This window comes from Streptomyces coeruleoprunus (genome assembly GCF_039542925.1).
GTDB classification, from domain to species: Bacteria; Actinomycetota; Actinomycetes; order Streptomycetales; family Streptomycetaceae; genus Streptomyces; species Streptomyces coeruleoprunus.
Window position 1 is genome coordinate 1237876 of record NZ_BAABIT010000001.1, and the last position, 16987, is coordinate 1254862.

General features: G+C 74.5%; 2 protein-coding genes. Both read right to left on the reverse strand.

Translation table 11 applies throughout. The features are described 5' to 3' along the window. Positions 1 to 25: 25 nt before the first annotated feature. Positions 26 to 8074, reverse strand: a complete 8049-nt coding sequence (locus ABEB09_RS05505) for an amino acid adenylation domain-containing protein (protein ID WP_345687662.1) — start codon at positions 8072 to 8074, stop codon at positions 26 to 28. A 15-nt stretch (positions 8075 to 8089) separates the two neighbouring features. Beyond that, positions 8090 to 16789 (reverse strand): SDR family NAD(P)-dependent oxidoreductase, encoded by an 8700-nt coding sequence (locus ABEB09_RS05510; RefSeq protein ID WP_345687664.1) that lies wholly within the window; start codon positions 16787 to 16789, stop codon positions 8090 to 8092. Between the last annotated feature and the right edge of the window lie 198 nt (positions 16790 to 16987).

Below are 16987 nucleotides of genomic sequence, written 5' to 3' on the forward strand. Positions count from 1 at the left end.
CTTCTGGCTGTGCGGGCGGGGCCCGTCAGTCGTGCTGCTGGTCGGTGGTCCGGCCGTGCGGTCGGCCCTTCGTCCGGCGCTTGGCCCGGCTCCTGGTGCGGTGGGCGGTCGCCGGGTTCTCCGTGCGGCTCGCGGAGCGCGGGTCCGCCGCGTCGGCCCCGTCCGCTGACGGAGGCTCCTCGGCCGCCCGTTCGCGCAGCTCGGCGAGCGCGGCCCCGGGGTCCCGGGCGATCTCGGCGAGCAGCCGCTCGTACGCGCGGGCCATGCCCTCGGCCGTGGTCCTGGCGAACAGGTCGGTGCTGTACTCCAGGTAGCCGTGGACGCCGTCGTCGGTCTCCTGCACGACCAGGCTCAGGTCGTACGTCGCGGTGCCCGCGCCGGAGGGCACCTGCGTGACCCCGAGGCCGCCGGCGTCGCCGTCGCCCGCCGTGTCGTGGGACGGCAGCAGGTTGAACGTGACCTGGAACAGCGGCGGGTACGCCGGGTCGGGCTGCGGCACCAGCGCCCGGACGAGGTCCGTGAACGGCACGTCCTTGTGCGCGTGCGCCTCGGCCGTGACATCCCTGGCCTGCGTCAGCAGCTCGGTGAAGGCCCGGTCCGGGGTGACGTCCAGGCGCACCGGGCGCATGGTGACGAAGTAGCCGACGAGCTGTTCCAGCTCGGCCAGGGGCCGGTTGGCGAACGGGGAGCCGATGGCCAGGTCGTGGTCGTCGGCGTGGCCGCCCAGCAGGACCGCGAACGCCGACAGCAGCGTCATGTACGGCGTGGCGCCGCGTTCCTGGCCGAGCTCGCGAAGCCGGGTGTGCACCTCGCGCGGTACGCGGAGGTCCACCGACGCGCCCTGGTACGACTTCACGGGGCACCGCTCGTAGTCGGTGCGCAGCGACAGCCGGGCCGGCAGGCCGGCCAGGCGCCGGCGCCAGTGGTCGAGCTGGCGGTCGAGTTCCGCCGCGTCGACGTCCCCGGCCTGGCGGCGGGCGAAGTCGGCGTACTGGAGCGGCAGGGGCGGCAGCTCCGGGTCGCGGCCCTCGGCGAGCGCCCGGTACAGGGCGAACTGCTCCGTCAGGACGAGCGTGACGGACCAGCCGTCGAAGATGCCCCAGGGGCGGGTGATGACGGCGATGTGCGCGGCGTCCGCGAGGGCCAGCAGGTGGGCGCGGAACGGGTAGGGGCCTTCCGGCGCGAACGGGCGTGCCCGCTCGGCGCGCAGCCATTCGGCGATGACGGTGTCGTCGTCGCGGGTCTCCACGAGGGTGACGCCGAAGCCGGCGCTGTCGTGGACGCGCTGGGTGACGGTGCCGTCGTCGTGGCGGTGGAAGCCGGTGCGCAGGATCGCGTGCCGCTCGACGAGGGCGCGGACGCTGCGCACATAGGCGTCCCGGTCCAGCGGCCCCTCGATCCGGAAGGCGAGCTGCACGTTGTCGTGGGCGGCGGCCAGATGCGCGGGCCGGTCGAGGAACCACAGGTCCCGCTGCTGGAGTGAGATCGGCGTGTCGTCCCGGGGGGACGCGCCGGCGACGGGCAGACCCTCCGCGGCCGCGTCGTGGGCCGCGTTCGTCTCCAGGGCCGCGGCCATCTCCTCCATGCTGCCCGCGGTGAAGATCACCTGGAGGGGGAGGTCGGCGCCCGTCTCCTTCTTGACGCGCAGGGAGAGCCGGGTCGCGAGGAGGGAGTGGCCGCCCAGGTCGAAGAAGGTGTCCTGGAGGCCGACGCGGGTGACGTCGAGGACCTCTTCGACGATGCGGCACAGCGTCCGCTCGGTCGCGGTGCGCGGGGCGACGTACTCCTCGCGGGCGAGGTCGGCCTCGCTGGGAGCGGGCAGGGCCCGCTTGTCCACCTTGCCGTTGCGGGTGACGGGCAGCTCGTCGAGGACGACGAACGCGGTGGGGACCATGTAGTCCGGCAGCCGCGCCGCCAGGTGCTCCTTGAGGGGCCTCGCGATCGACGCGCCCGCGCCCTCCTCCGCCTGCGTGAGGCTCACGTAGGCGACCAGGCTGCGGGAGGCACCCGTGCCGTGCGGGAGGACGACGGCGCGGTGCACGGCCGGGTGGGCGTGCAGGGCGTTCTCGATCTCGCCGGGCTCGACGCGGAAGCCGCGCACCTTGACCTGGTCGTCGGCGCGGCCGAGGTGTTCGATCAGCCCGTCGGGCCGCCACCTGCAGAGGTCGCCGGTGCGGTACATGCGGGTCCCCGGCGTGAACGGGTTGGCCACGAACCGCTCGGCGGTCAGTCCCGGCCGGCCGAGGAAGCCCCGGGCCAGCTGGTCGCCGGCGATGTACAGCTCGCCGGGGACGCCGGCCGGCAGCAGCCGCAGCGCCGAGTCGAGGATGTACGCCTGGGTGTTGTACACGGGCGCGCCGACGGGCACGCGCGCGGCGCCCGGCTCGGGGACGTACGGGTTCATCAGGCCGAGGGCGCCGCCCACCTCGGTGGGTCCGCACAGGTTGTACAGGAGGGTGTCGGGCAGGGCGCGGGTCACGCGCTCGGCCAGCTCCACGGGCAGCGGTTCGCCGGTGGCCTCCAGCCGGACCAGGCCGGTGCATTCGGCGGCGGCCGGCTCCGACAGGAACTCGGCGAGCATGGACGGCACGAAGTCGATGTCGGTGATGCCGTGTTCCCGGATCACGGACGCCAGGTACTCGGGGTCCTTCTGGCCGCCGGGCCGGGCGATGACGACGGTCCCGCCGACCTGGAGCGGCCAGAACAGCTCCTTGACGGACACGTCGAAGCCGATGGACGTCTTGAGCAGGATCCGGTCGCCCTCGCGCATGCCGTACGCGCCCTGGTCCCAGGCGAGCCAGTTCATGCTGGCCCGGTGGGTGATGACCACGCCCTTGGGGCGGCCGGTCGTGCCGGAGGTGTAGAGCACGTACGCCGGGTGGTCGGGCAGCACCCGCACGTCCGGGTCGGTGTCCGGGTGGCCGGAGGTGTCCGGCAGCTCCTCCAGCACGAGCAGCGGCCTGCCGTCGGAGGTCATCTGCTCCCGGCGCTCGGCCGGCAGGTCGGGGTCGAGGGGCAGGTAGGCGGCGCCCGACTTGAGGATGCCGTGGATCGCGACGAGCAGGTCGAAGGAGCGCTGCATGCGCACGGCGACCAGCTGCTCGGGGCCGGCGCCGCGCTCGGCGAGCCAGTGGGCGAGCCGGTTGGCGCGGGCGTTCAGCTCCGCGTAGGTGAGGGTGTCGTCCTCGTACACGAGGGCGGTCAGGCCGGGGGTGCGGGCCGCCTGCGCCTCGAAGGCGGCGGGCAGGGTGGGGGCCGGCACGGGGGTGGTCGTGTCGTTCCACTCGGTGAGCAGGCGGTGCCGCTCGGCCTCGGGCAGGACGTCCACGTCGAGCGCCTGCGTGCCGGCGCCGTCGTCGGTGGCGAGGGCGCGGACGATCCCGGTGAGGGCGGTCTCCAGGTAGTCGGCGACGGCGTCGCCGGAGACGGTCTCGTCGACCTGGAGGTCGAGGGAGAGTTCGCTGCCGAAGTCGTCGAGGGACACGGACACCGGGTAGTTGATGCCGTCGGCCGCCGCGACGAACCGCACGCCCCGGTCGTCGATGCGCAGGGCGGCGGCCTCGCCGTGGCCCGGCTCGAAGTGGCGGAAGTTGCCGACGGCGCTGAACAGCGGGGCGTCGCCGTCCATGCCGCTGCACCGCTGCGCGGCGCTGAGCGGGCTGTGCTCGCGGGCGATCAGCTCCTTGAGGCCCGTGTCGACCTCGGCGATCAGCTCGCGGACGGTACGGCCGGCCAGCCGGACGCGCAGGGGCAGGGTGTTGATGAAGTTGCCGAGCATCCGCTCGACGCCGGGCACGCCCTGGAGGCGCCCGGACATCACGCTGCCGAACACGATGTCGTCGCGGCCGCTGCACGCGGCGACCACGCGGGCCCAGGCGGCGTGGAAGAGGCAGGCCGGGCTGAGGCGCAGCCGGGCGGCCTGGGCGCGCAGGTCGCGGGTGAGGCCGGCGGGCAGGGGGCGGCGGAGCTGGGTGACCCGGCGGGCGTCGCCGTGCACGTCGGCGAGCCCGAACGGGGTGGTGGGCTCGGTGACGTCGCCGAGCGTGGCGGTGAAGTACTCCTCCACGTCGGCGGTCCGCTGCTGGTGCAGGGTGTGGGCGACGAAGTCGCGGTACGGGGCGGGCGGCGCGAGCAGGTCCGTGCGGCCGGCCATGTGGACGGCCAGCTCGTGCAGGGTCAGCCGCAGGGAGGTGGCGTCCTCGATGAGGTGGTGGGCGTTCAGGACGAGGTAGCGGCGCGCGGAGTGCGGGTCCTCGGCGATGACGAGCCGCAGCAGCGGGGCGGTGTCGAGGTTCATGCGCGCGGGCCGGGCGAGCAGGGCGCGGGCCTGCTCCTCGGCGTCCCCGTGCGTGTCCGTGTCCGGGGAGAGGACGATCCGCTCGACGGGCAGCCGGGCCGCGCGGTGCACGACCTGCACGGGCTCGGGCAGCCCGGAGGTGAGGACGGCGGTGCGCATGACGTCGTGGCGGTCGACGATCGCCTGGAGGGCGTCGGTGAACCGGGCGCACGCCTCCTCGTCGTCGGCCGCGTAGAGCGTGGAGACGAGGTACGGGTCGTGGTCCGGGTCCATCAGGTGGTGGAAGAGGATGCCCTCCTGCGTGGACAGCAGCGGGTAGACGTCCTGGACGCCGGCGGCGCCGCCGGGTACGGCGGCCACGACGGTGTCGATCTGCTCCTGCGTCAGGTCGATCAGGGGCAGCATCTCCGGGGTGATGCGCTCGCAGCCCTCGGGGACGAGGTTCGGCGGCACGCTGTGGCCGGGCCCGGCCTCGGCCGCGTCGATGCGGGCGGCGAGGTCGGCGAGGGTGGGGGCGCTGAAGACGTCCCGGACGGTGGCGTGCAGGCCGTGGTCCTTCAGCCGGGCCACGAGCACGGTGATCATCAGGGAGTGGCCGCCGAGGGCGAAGAAGTTGTCCTCGGCGCTGACGCGCTCCTCGTCGAAGCCGAGCAGGCCGGCCCACACCGAGGCGAGGCGCCGCTCGGTGGCGGTGGCGGGGGCCACGTAGGCGCGCCGGTCGAAGTCCTCCAGGTCGGGGGCGGGCAGGGCCTTGCGGTCCAGCTTGCCGTGGGCGGTGACGGGCAGGACGTCCAGCACGACGAACGCGCCGGGCACCATGTACTCGGGCAGGGTGCCCGCGAGGTGGCGGGCCAGCTCGGTGCGGTGGTCGCCGAGGGCGGCGCCGGGCTCCAGGACCGTGTAGGCGACGAGCCGGGGGTTGCCGGGCCGGTCCTCGCGGATGACGACGGCGCAGGCGCGCACGGCGGGGTGCTCGGCGAGGCGGTGCTCGATCTCGCCCAGTTCGATGCGGAAGCCGCGCAGCTTGACCTGGTCGTCGGCGCGGCCCAGGAACTCCAGGTTCCCGTCGGGGAGCCGGCGTACGAGGTCCCCGGTGCGGTACATGCGGGCGTCCGGGCCGTCGGCGAACGGGTTGGGCACGAACCGCTCGCGGGTCAGCTCCGGCTGGTGCAGGTAGCCGCGGGCCAGGCCGGTGCCCGCGATGTACAGCTCGCCGACGCATCCGATGCCCTGCGGTTCCAGGGCCTCGTTCAGGACGTGGAGCTGGATGTTCTGGATGGGCCTGCCGATGGGGACCGTACGCGGGGCGGGGCCCGCGGGGCAGGTCCAGTGGCTGACGTCCACGGCGGCCTCGGTGGGGCCGTAGAGGTTGTGGAGGGGCGCCGGATGGCGTTCGTAGTGGCGGGCGCACAGGTCCGGGGGCAGGGCCTCGCCGCTGCAGAAGACCTGCCGGACGGTGGTGCACCGCGACCAGTCGGGCTCCTCGACGACGGCGCGCAGCATCGACGGCACGAAGTGCAGGGTGGTCACGCCCAGTTCGCGGATGGCGGAGACCAGGTAGGCGGGGTCCTTGTGGCCGCCGGGTTCGGCGACGGCGAGGCGGGCGCCGAAGAGCAGCGGCCAGAAGAACTCCCACACGGACACGTCGAAGCTGAACGGCGTCTTCTGCAGGACGACGTCGTCCTCGGTGAGCCGGTACGCGTTCTGCATCCACTCGATGCGGTTGACGGCCGCCCGGTGCTCGATCATGACGCCCTTGGGGCGGCCGGTGGAGCCGGAGGTGTGGATGACGTACGCGAGGTGCTCGGGGCCGACGCCGTCGGCGGGCGGGTTGTCGTCCGGTCCGGCGTGGTCCTGCCCGTCGCGGTCGCGGAGGGTGCCGTCGCGGTAAAGGGCCAGGACGTGGCCGGCGGCCGCCAGGGGCGTGTCGTCCAGGTGGGGCTGGGTGAGGATCACGCGGGCGCCGGAGCGTTCGACGAGGTCGGCGACGCGGGCGGCCGGGTGGGACGGCTCGACCGGCATGTAGGCGCCGCCGGCCTTGAGGGCGCCGAGGATGCCGGCGACCATCTCGGCGGAGCGTTCCGCGTGCAGGCCGACCAGGGTGTCCGGTCCCACGCCGTGGCGGCGCAGGCCGTGGCCGACGCGGTTGGCCCAGGCGTTCAGCTCGGCGTAGGTCCAGGAGCGGTCGCCGTCGACGAGGGCGGTGCGGTCCGGGTGGCGCTCCACGGCCGCCTCGAACAGCTGGTGCAGGCACCGGTCGTCGGAGAAGGGACGGCGGGTGTCGTTCCACACCTCCAGGACCTGCCGCCGCTCCTCCGCGCCGACCATGCCCAGCCGGGAGACGGGCAGGGCCGGGTCGGCGGCGATCGCGGCGAGCAGCTGGGTGTAGTGGCCGATGAACCGGCGGACGGTGTCCCGGTCGTACAGGTCGGTGTTGTACTCGACGGTGCCGACGAGCCCGTCCGGGGTCTCCCGCACGTCGAGCGTGAGGTCGAACTTGGTGAAGCTGAGGTCGACGTCGACCGGGGACACGCCGAGGGCGCCGAGGGTGACGTCGCGCCGGGTCTGGGCCTCCTGGAGGACGAACAGCGTCTGGAAGACCGGCGAGTGGCTCTGGCTGCGCTCCAGGTCCAGGGCGTCGACGACGGCCTCGAACGGCACGTCCTGGTGGTCGTAGGCCTCCAGGGCGGTCTGCTTGACGCGGGCCAGCAGGTCGGGGAACGCGGGGTCGCCGGACAGGTCGGCGCGCAGGACGAGGGTGTTGGCGAAGAAGCCGACGAGCCCTTCCAGTTCGCGCCTGTTGCGGTTGGCGACGACCGTGCCGACGGCGATGTCCGTCTGGTGCGTGTAGCGGTGCAGGACGAGCGTGTAGGCCGCCAGCAGGGTCATGTAGAGCGTGGCGTCGTGGAACTTGGCGGCCTCGCGCAGGGCGCCGAGCAGGTCGGCGGGGCAGTGGAAGGTCTCGCGGGCGCCCGCGTACGTCTTGACGCGGGGCCGCTCGCGGTCGGTCGGCAGGGTCAGCCGCGGGTCGACCCCGGCGAGCTGCCGCTTCCAGTACGCGAGCTGCCGGGCCTGGACGTCGTCGGCGAGCCACCGGCGCTGCCAGTGGGCGTAGTCGGCGTACTGGACGGGCAGCGGCTCCAGCGGTGAGGGCCGCCCGGCGCAGAACGCCTCGTACAGGGCGACGAGGTCGCGGAAGAAGACGCCCACCGACCAGCCGTCGGACACGCTGTGGTGCGTGGTCACCAGCAGGACGTGCTCCTGCTCGGCCCGCCGCAGCAGCCGGACCCGGATCAGGGGGCCGCGCTCCAGGTCGAAGGGCGCGGCCGCCTCGGCCCGGCAGAGGGCGGGGAGCGCGTCCGGGTCGGTCAGCTCCTCCTCGCCGACCGTGAAGTCGCGGCCGTCGCCGACGACCTGGTGGGGCACGCCGTCGCGTTCGGCGAACCGGGTGCGCAGCACCTCGTGGCGCTGCACCACCGCGTGCAGGGCGCGCAGGAGGGCGGGCCGGTCGAGGGAGCCGGTCAACCGCATCGCCATGGGGATGTTGTAGGCGGCGCTGGTGCCGTCGAGACGGTCCAGGAACCACAGGCGCTGCTGGGTGAAGGACAGCGGCAGCGGCTCGCCGTCGGTCCTGGACAGTGTCGGTACGGCTTCGAGCGCCGACAGGTCGACGCCCTGCTTCTTCAGCAGCGCGATCAGGGCGCGCTGCCGCTTGGCGGGCAGGGAGCGGATCCTCCGGATGAGGGCCGGCCCGGTGTCCTGACTGGTGGTGCCCATCGTGGTCCCCTCCGCCTAGTTCTCGGTGTCCAGAGCGTCGAGCTCTGCGTCGCTCATGCGCTCGACGAGGCCGATGCTGTCGAGGATCAGTTCCAGTTCGCGTGTGGTCGCGTCACGGGCGACGCCGAGCGGCAGGCGCTGTTCCAGTTCGGTGGCCATGTCGGCGAGGCGTGGCGCGTTGAAGACCGTTTCGACGGGCAGCTCGGCACCGGTCTGTTCCTTGAGCAGGTTGATCAGGCGTGTGGCGAGCAGGGAGTTGCCGCCGAGCGAGAAGAAGTCGCTCTTGGCGCCGAGCTGCCCGGTGTCGATCTGGAGGACGTCCGACCAGGCGTCGCGCACGGTCCGCTCGGCGTCGGTGAGCGTGGGGTCGTCGTCCGTCAGCGAGGCGCGGGATTCGGGCGTACGGGGTTCGGGCGTCCGGGCCGCGGGGACGCGGGCCTCCGGTGCCCGGGCCTCGGGGGTGCGGGTCTCGGGGGTGCGGCCGACCCAGTAGCTGCCCGGGGCGAAGGCCGTGGCGGGCAGCGGCACCAGGCGGCGCCGCCCGTCGTGGAGGCCGCTCCACGGCACGCGCACCCCGCGCACCCACAGCTCGGCCAGCTGGTCCAGGTCGCCGTCCTCGACGAGGCCGGCGAGGAAGGCCTCGCCCCGGGCGCCCGACAGGACGGTGGCCAGCGGTCCGGCGTCCTCGTCGGCGTTGCCGCGGTGGACGGACCCGGCGGGACCGGCGGGCCGGTCGCCGTCGGCCAGGTGGTGGGCGAGGGCCCGCTTCAGCTCGTCGCGGGACGACGCGACCACGGCCAGCCGCTCGGGCAGCGCCTCCCGGCCGAGCTGGGAGGTGTACGCGATGTCGGCGAGGCCCACCGTGTCGTCGCCCTCCAGGCCCTCCAGGTGGTCGTGCAGGCGCCGGACCGCCGTGATCAGCCGCTCGGGGGTCCTGGCCGACACCGCCACCAGCTGGGGCGCGGTGGCGCCGGTGTCCTGCGGGCGGGGCTCCGCGGTGCGCGGCGGCGCCTCGACGACGAGGCTGACGTGGCTGCCGCCGGCCGCGACGGAGTTGATGAGGGCGCGGCGGGGCGCGGGGCTCCCGTCGGCGGTGGCACGCGGCTCCCAGGCGGTCAGCTCGTCGCACAGGACCACGGGGGAACCGTCCGCCGCCAGGTTCGGGTTGGGGTCGCCGGCCTCGACGAGCGGGGCGATCCGCCCGTGCCGCAGCTGGAGGACGACCTTGGTGAGCTGCGCGATGCCGGAGGCCGCCTCGGGGTGGCCGAGGTTGGACTTCACCGTGCCGACGGGAACGGGGGCGGTCACCCCGCCGAACACCTCGCGCAGGGCGCGCAGTTCGACCTCGTCGGTGAACGTGGTGCCGTTCGCCGCGGCCTCCACGTACCCGATGGAGCCGGGTTCGGCACCGGCCCGGTCCAGCGCGCGGCGCATGGCGGCGACCTGGGTGCGGTGGCTGGGGGTCATGAAGCCGTTGGACCGGCCGCCGTGCAGCGACGACGTGGCCTTGATGACGGCGTGGACGGTGTCCCCGTCGCGCAGCGCCGCGTCGAGCGGCTTGAGCAGGACCGCGCCGACGGCCTCGGCCGGCAGGTAGCCGTCGCCGTCGCGGAAGCTGCGGCTGCCCGGGTGGGTGCCGAGCAGCTGCATCTCGGACAGGGCGACGTACTTGTCGGGGTGGACGGTCAGGTTGACGCCGCCGGCGACCGCCAGTTCGCTCTCGCCTCGCAGGAGGTCGGCGCAGGCGAGGTGGACGGCCATGGCCGACGAGGTGCACATGCTGTCGACGGCGAGGCTGGGCCCTTCGAGACCGAAGAAGTGCGAGACGCGGTTGGCGATGAGGTTGTACGAGGCCGCGGAGGTGAGCGCCGCGAGCGTGGGGTCCGACTGGTCCGCCCGGTACATCTGGTAGGCGGCGCCGACGTACACGCCGACGCGTCGCCCGTAGCGCTGCTCGACCACCTCCTGGGTGATGCCGCTCTGCTCCAGCAGGTGCCAGACGGTCTCCAGGAACAGTCGCTGCTGCGGGTCCATCGCGGCCGCCTCGCGCGGCGAGATGCCGAAGTGCAGCGGGTCGAACCGGTCGATGCCGTCGAGGAAGGCGCCCCACTGGGGGTGGCCGGCGGCGGAGGTGTCCCAGCGCTCGGCGGGGACCGGGGTGACGCAGTCCCGGCCGTCCCGCAGGCCGTCCCAGAACGCGTCGAGGTCGGCGGCCTGCGGGTAGCGGCCGCTGATGCCGATGATCGCGACGTCCTGGGCGTTCCGGTCGTCGCCGCGCTCGTGACCCCGCGGGGTCGGGACCGCTGGGGCCGGGGTGCTCACAGGGCTCGGCGCGGGCGCGGGTGCGGGCGTCGGTTCGCCGACGAGCGCGCGCAGGGCGTCCGTGTGGTCCGCGGCGAGGTACCGGGCGAGGCCCCGCACGGTCTGCACCTCGAAGAGCAGCGTCCGCGACAGCGGGCCGAACGACTCCTCCAGCGGCTGGACCATGCCGACGGCGAGGACGGAGTCCATGCCGTACCGCTCCAGCGGGGTGTCGGGGTCCAGGCGTTCGGCGCCGAGCTTGAGCACCGGGGCCAGCACGCGGCGGAGGTGGCCCACGGCCCGGTCCTCCAGGGCGCGTGTGGCGCTCGCGCCCGTGGCCGGTGCGGCGGCGGGGGCCGCTTCGGCGGCCGGTGCGGGCGTCGCTCCGGCGGTCGCCGGGGCCGCCTGCCCGGCGGCCGGTTCGCCGCGGCCGGTGAGCCGGGGCAGCAGCGTGTCACGCCGGCCCGCGACGACCAGCAGCCTGCCGTCCGTGAGGCCGTTCGCGTCGGCGGCGAGCGCGCAGCGCAGGGCGGTCAGGCCCCGGGGCGTGTCGAGCGGGGCCAGGCCCAGGGCGCTCAGCTGGTCCCGGGCGGGGCCGTCGGCGCCCATGCCTCCCTCGTCCCACAGCGGCCAGTTCACGGAGACGGTCCTGCCGCGGCGCAGCCCCGCGTCGACGAGGCGGTTGCGGTGGACGGCGTAGGCGTCCATGAACGCGTTGGCGGCGGCGTAGTCGCACTGGCCGGGGTTGCCGAAGGCGCCGCCGATCGACGAGAAGCACACGAACACGTCCAGCGGCTGCTGCCGGGTCAGCTCGTCGAGGTGGGCGAGCCCGGCGACCTTGGGCGCGAGGACGCGTTCCAGTTCCTCGGGGCTCTTGCGGACGACGAAGTTGTCGTCGATGACCCCTGCGGCGTGCAGGACGCCCGTCAGCGGACCGTGGTTGTCGAGCACGTGGTCGAGGAGGCGGGCGACGGCGTCCCGGTCGGCGACGTCGGCGCGCTGGTAGTCGACGGTGAGGCCGGCGGCGCGCAGGGCGCCCAGCGCGCCGCGCTTCTCCTCGTCGAGCGGCGAGCGTCCGGTGAGGACCACGGTGGCGTGGGCGACCGACGCGGCGATGTCCCGCGCGACGATCAGGCCGAGACCGCCCGTGCCGCCGGTGACGAGGTAGACGCCGTCCTCCCGCCAGGGCGTGGCGGCGGGCCGGGCGGAGGTCAGCTCCTGCAGGCGGCCCACCAGGCGGCGGCCGCCCCGGTGGCGCACCTCGGGCTCGGGCTCGGGCGCCGCTTCGGCGGCCAGGCGGGCGGCGACGGTGGCGGGCGACGCGCCGTCGAGGCATTCGACGTACTGCGTGTGCAGGTTCGGGTTCTCCAGGCGGGCGGTCCTCAGGAGCCCGGCGAGGCCGCCGAAGCAGGCCAGGCGGTCGCGTTCGGCGTCGTCGCCCGCGGAGCCGACCAGGGCCACCTGGAGCAGCGCGGGGCGGCGTACGCCGCGTTCGAGGAGGCCGCGGGTCAGGGTGAACAGCTGCCGTACCGCCTCGGTGTAGCCGTGGTCCAGTGGTCCGTCGGCGGGCTCCAGGAAGGTGCACTCGGACCCGGCGGGCAGCGCGGCCCGCAGGGCGTCGCGGTCCGCGTCGGCGAGCCGCCCGACCACCACGACGTGCCGCTCGGCGAACGGTGTGCCGGAGGCGGCGCGTACGGCACCGGCCGCGTCCTCGGGGGTCCAGACCGGGCGCAGCAGCATCATCTCGGCACCGTCGGCGCCGGCCGCGGTGGCGACAGGGGCGGGCGGCGCCTCGCCGGCGTCCAGGTCCAGCCAGCAGCGCTCGCGGGCGAAGGGGTAACCGGGCAGACCGATGCGCCGGACGGGCGTGCCGGCGGGGCGGGCCGCCTCCCAGTCCACCACGGCGCCGTCGGCCCACAGGCCCAGCAGCCGGTCGTGCGCGCCGCGTTCGGTCCAGTCGGAAAGGGCGGTGCGCAGGGCGGCGGGGGCGTCGGCGGGCCGGTCGGGGCGGACGGTACCCCGGGTCCAGCGGCCGGCCCGGCCGGGTGCGGCGGCGAACGCGTCCAGCAGGGCGCGGGCGTCGGCGACCGAGGTGACGGCGAGGGCCAGCCGCTCCTCCAGCGCCATGCGCCCGGTCTGCAGGGTCCAGGCGACGGCGGGCAGGTCGTCGTCGGTCAGCTCGGCGAGCCGGGCGCTCAGCCGGCGGGCCTGCTCCACGAGTTGCTCCTCGCTCCTGGCGGAGAGCACGAGCAGCGCGGGGCGGCCGTTGGCCGGGCGCCGCGCGGGAGGCGCGGGGGCCTGGTACTCGGCGATGACGACATGCGCGTTGGAGCCGCCGCCGCCGAAGCTGGACACGCCGGCGATCCTCGGCAGGGTCCGGCGCTCCCCGTCGGCGTCCGACGTGGGGCGGTGCCACGGCTCCAGGCGGCGCTGGACGCGCAGCGGCGTGCGGTCGAAGTCGATGTGCGGGTTGAGCGTGCCGGAGTGGAGGCTCGGCACCAGCTCCCCGTGCCGCATCTGGAGCAGCACCTTGGTGACGGCGGCGATGCCGGCGGCGCTCTCGCCGTGCCCGATGTTCGACTTGACGGAGCCGATGGCGCAGCGCTCCGGAGCGCCGCCGGCCCTGCGGAACGCCTTCTCCAGGCCGGCGATCTCGATCGGGTCGCCCAGGGACGTACCGGTGCCGTGCGCCTCCAGGTAGCTGAGGGAGCGCGGGTCGACGCCGGCGGCGGTGAGCGCGTCGGCGATGACCTCGCCCTGCGCGACCGGGGTCGGCACCGAGTAGCCGGTGGTGCGTCCGCCGTGGTTGACGGCGGTGCCCTTGATGACGCCGTGGATGTGGTCGCCGTCGGCGACCGCCTGCTCCAGGGGCTTGAGGAGGACGGCGCCGACGCCCTCGCCGGGCACGTAGCCGTCGCCGCCCTCGCCGAAGCTGCGGCAGCGGCCGTCGCTGGAGAGGAACTTGCGCTGGCCGAGCACCAGGTACTTGTTCGGGTGCGGGGTGAGGTTGACGCCTCCGGCGAGCGCGGTCCCGCACTGGCCGCTCCTGATGGCCTCGCAGGCCAGGTGGATGGCCGTCAGCGAGGAGGAGCACATGGTGTCGACGGCCATGCTCGGGCCGTGGAAGTCGTAGAAGTACGAGACGCGGTTGGCGACCGTGGAGGCGCTGCCCCACAGGGCGACCGGCAGTCCGCGCTCCTGCGCCTGCGCGCCGTGGAGCTGGTACTCCTGGTACATCACGCCGACGAAGACGCCGACCTTCCCGCCCCGGGACAGCCGGTCGGAGGTGTACCCGGCGTCCTCCAGGGTGTGGTGGGCGCACTGCAGGAACAGGCGCTCCTGGGGGTCGAGGTGGTCCGCCTCCAGCAGGGATATCTGGAAGAACAGCGGGTCGAACCGGTCGATGTCGTCGAGGAAACCGCCCCACGCGCCGGGGCCGCCGTCGTTCGTGTACCTGCGGTGGTCCCAGCGGTCGGCGGGCACTTCGCGGATGCAGTCGCGGCCGGAGCGGAGGTTCCGCCAGAACTCGTCGAGATCCGCCGCCTCGGGGTAGCGCCCGCTGACGCCGATGATCGCGATGTCGCCGGAGCGCGCGGGCTCGGCCACGAGGGGCGCGGCGGCGGGGGCCGGCTCGGGCGGGGTGTCCTGCCCGGTGTCCGTGGTGGGCAGGAGGCGCGTGGACAGCCCGGTGAGGTCCACGCGGACGCGGCCGCGCTCGTCGAGGACGGTGACGTCCAGCCGCGCGGACGCGGTGTCGGTGCCGGTGCCGGGCCGGTGGCGGATCCAGGCGTACGCGGTGGTGGGCGTCGCCGCGGCGGCCTCGGCGCGTTCCAGTGCGAACGGCAGGGCGAGGCCGGCCGACCGGTCGCCGGAGCCGTCGCCGGTGAGCCACAGGCCGATCGTGGCCTGGAGGGCGCCGTCCAGGATGCTCGGGTGCATCAGGCCGCCGCCCGGCGCGTCGGCCTCGGCGGGCAGCCGCAGCCGGGCGAGGACCTGCGGGCGTCCCTCGGGGTCGGTTCCGGTGCGCAGTTCGGTGAGGGCGCGCTGAGAGGGGCCGTACTCCATGCCCATGCCGGTGTAGAGCCCGTAGACGTGTGCGGCGGAGTGCACGGCGCCGCCGCAGGCCGCGCGCAGCTCGTCGAGGAGGTACGTCTGGTGCGGGGTGCCGTCCGGCAGGCTCGCCCGGCCCTGGCTGCAGAGGGTGGCGGTGCCGTGGGCGTCGACGCTGTGGATCTCGTACGTGCAGCCGCCGGTGGGCGCGGTCCGTACGCTCACGCGCAGGTCGAGCCCGTCGGGGCCGCAGAGCGCGGGGCGGAGCCACACCACGTCGGCCAGCCGCAGGGCGCCGCCTTCGCCGGCGCCCAGGGTGCGGGCGGCCGCGGCGCGGGCCATCTCCAGGTGGGCGACGCCGGGCAGGACGCGTCCGCCGCGCACCTGGTGGTCGCGCAGGAAGGGTTCGTCGCCGGTGAAGTGCGTCTCGTACGTGGCGGTGTCGCCGTCGGCGGACGGCACGACCCGGTGCAGCATCGGGTGGAGCCGGTCCGGGCTCGCGGAGCCGGGGACCGCCGGGGCTGCCGGCGCGGGGGCCGGAGGCGGGACCGCCGGGGCAGCCGGGGCGACGGAGGCCGCCGGGGCCACCCCTGCGACTGCGAGCGTCGAAGTGGCGGAGGCGCCGGTGGCCTCCTGGGCGACGTGGTCGCGGTGGGCGCCCACGAGGTGGGCGGCGAGGGTCTGGACGGTGCGGTGGTCGGCGAGGACGGCGGGCGGGAGGGTCAGCCCGTAGCGGTCGTCGATCCGGTCGGCGAGGTGGGCGAGGGCGTTGACGTCGAAGCCGAACTCGACGAACTCGCCGTCCGCGTGGACCTCGGCGGCCGGGACCCGCAGGAGGGCGGCCACCTCGTCCGTCAGGGCGGTACGGACGGCCGCGAGCAGCTCGTCGTCGGCGCCGGGCCGGGGTGCGACGACGACCGGGGCGGGCGCGGCCTCCACCACGGGCGCGGGCGTGGGCCGCTCCGGCAGCGACGTCTCCAGCCACGCCGCCAGGTCCGCGATCGTCTTGTGCTCGAACATCACCGTCGGCGACAACTCCACCGACAGCCGCTCCTCCAGCTCCGCCACCAACGACAGCAGATCCGCCGACGCCAACCCCAACTCGTAATAACCCAGCCCCACATCCACCCGGTCCGCCGGCACCTCAAGACGCGCCGCCACCAGACCCCGCACCACACCCACCAGATCCGCGACGGGCGCCGCCTCCACCACGGGCGCGGGCACAGGCCGCTCCGGCAGGGACGTCTCCAGCCACGCCGCCAGGTCCGCGATCGTCTTGTGCTCGAACATCACCGTCGGCGACAACTCCACCGACAGCCGCTCCTCCAGCTCCGCCACCAACGACAGCAGATCCGCCGACGCCAACCCCAACTCGTAATAACCCAGCCCCACATCCACCCGGTCCGCCGGCACCTCAAGACGCGCCGCCACCAGACCCCGCACCACATCCACCAGGTCCGACGCGCCCGCGGAGGGGGCGGCGACCGGCGCCGCGGCCGTCACCACGGGGGTGGGCTCGTCGCGGACGTCGAGTGCGCCGGCGGCCCGGATGCGCTTGGCGACGAACCGGCCCACCTCGGCGACCTTCTGCCCGGTGGCGTCGTAGAACTCGACGACGAGGCGGATGAGTTCGTCGTCCCGGCGCACGGAGTCGGCGGGGACCCGGACGTAGCAGCGCTTGCCGAGGGGTGCCGCGGCGCGGAACCGCTCGAACATCAGCGGCAGGTAGAGGCCGGGGCCGTCGTTGTCGCCGTGGAGCATGCCGAGGGCCACGCCGCCGCCGAGCAGCCCGGCCTCGAACAGAGCGGGGTGGAAGAGGAACGCGGCGGTGGAGCCCTGGTGTTCCGGGGCGAGTTCGAGTTCGGCGATCCAGTCCCCGGGACGGTGGTGGACCACACCGCCGATCTTCATCAGGCCCGAGTGGAACAGGTCGATCTCGCGGCACCAGGTGTAGATCTCGTCGAGGGTCGTGCGCCGGGTGGCTCCTTCCACCGGCAGCGGCAGCCGCTCCGTGAAGGCGGAGGGTGCGCGGCGGTGGGCGCTGACGACGGCGTGCACGACGTCGGCGGTGTCCTGGGGACGGCGGCTGCGGACCTCTATGCGCCAGCCGCCCAGGGGCGCCGGGCGGCCTTCGACGGTGGTGAGGACCTGTTCGCCCGGACCGGCGACCAGCGGGGCGAGGATGGTGAGGTTGCGCAGCTCGACGTCCGGCATGGGGTGGCCGTGCCGGGCGAGGACCTGGAGCACGAGGTCCACGTAGCCGACGCCGGGCATGAGGCTGCGCCCGTACACGACATGGCCGTGCAGCAGCGGGTTGTCGGCGGTGACGGTGAAGGTCTCGGTGAACGTGGGCGATTCGGTCATCGGTTTCCGTCCCAGAACAGCGTCGAGCCGGCGGTCGCCCCGGTGGGGGCAGCGCCGGAGAATACATCCGGAGTACACGAGAATGAATCCGGAATTGATCCGGGATTCACACACCAGGATTTCTTGCGGATGGAACCGGAATACAGCACTCCCAACGTTCTTCCCGACGTGTATCGATTCCACCGGAGGGGCGGCCGC

Coding starts and splice junctions, on each gene's coding strand:
- ABEB09_RS05510 (WP_345687664.1), bottom strand. CDS start 16,789: ATGACCGAATCGCCCACGTTCACCGAGACCTTCACCGTCACCGCCGAC.
- ABEB09_RS05505 (WP_345687662.1), bottom strand. CDS start 8,074: ATGGGCACCACCAGTCAGGACACCGGGCCGGCCCTCATCCGGAGGATC.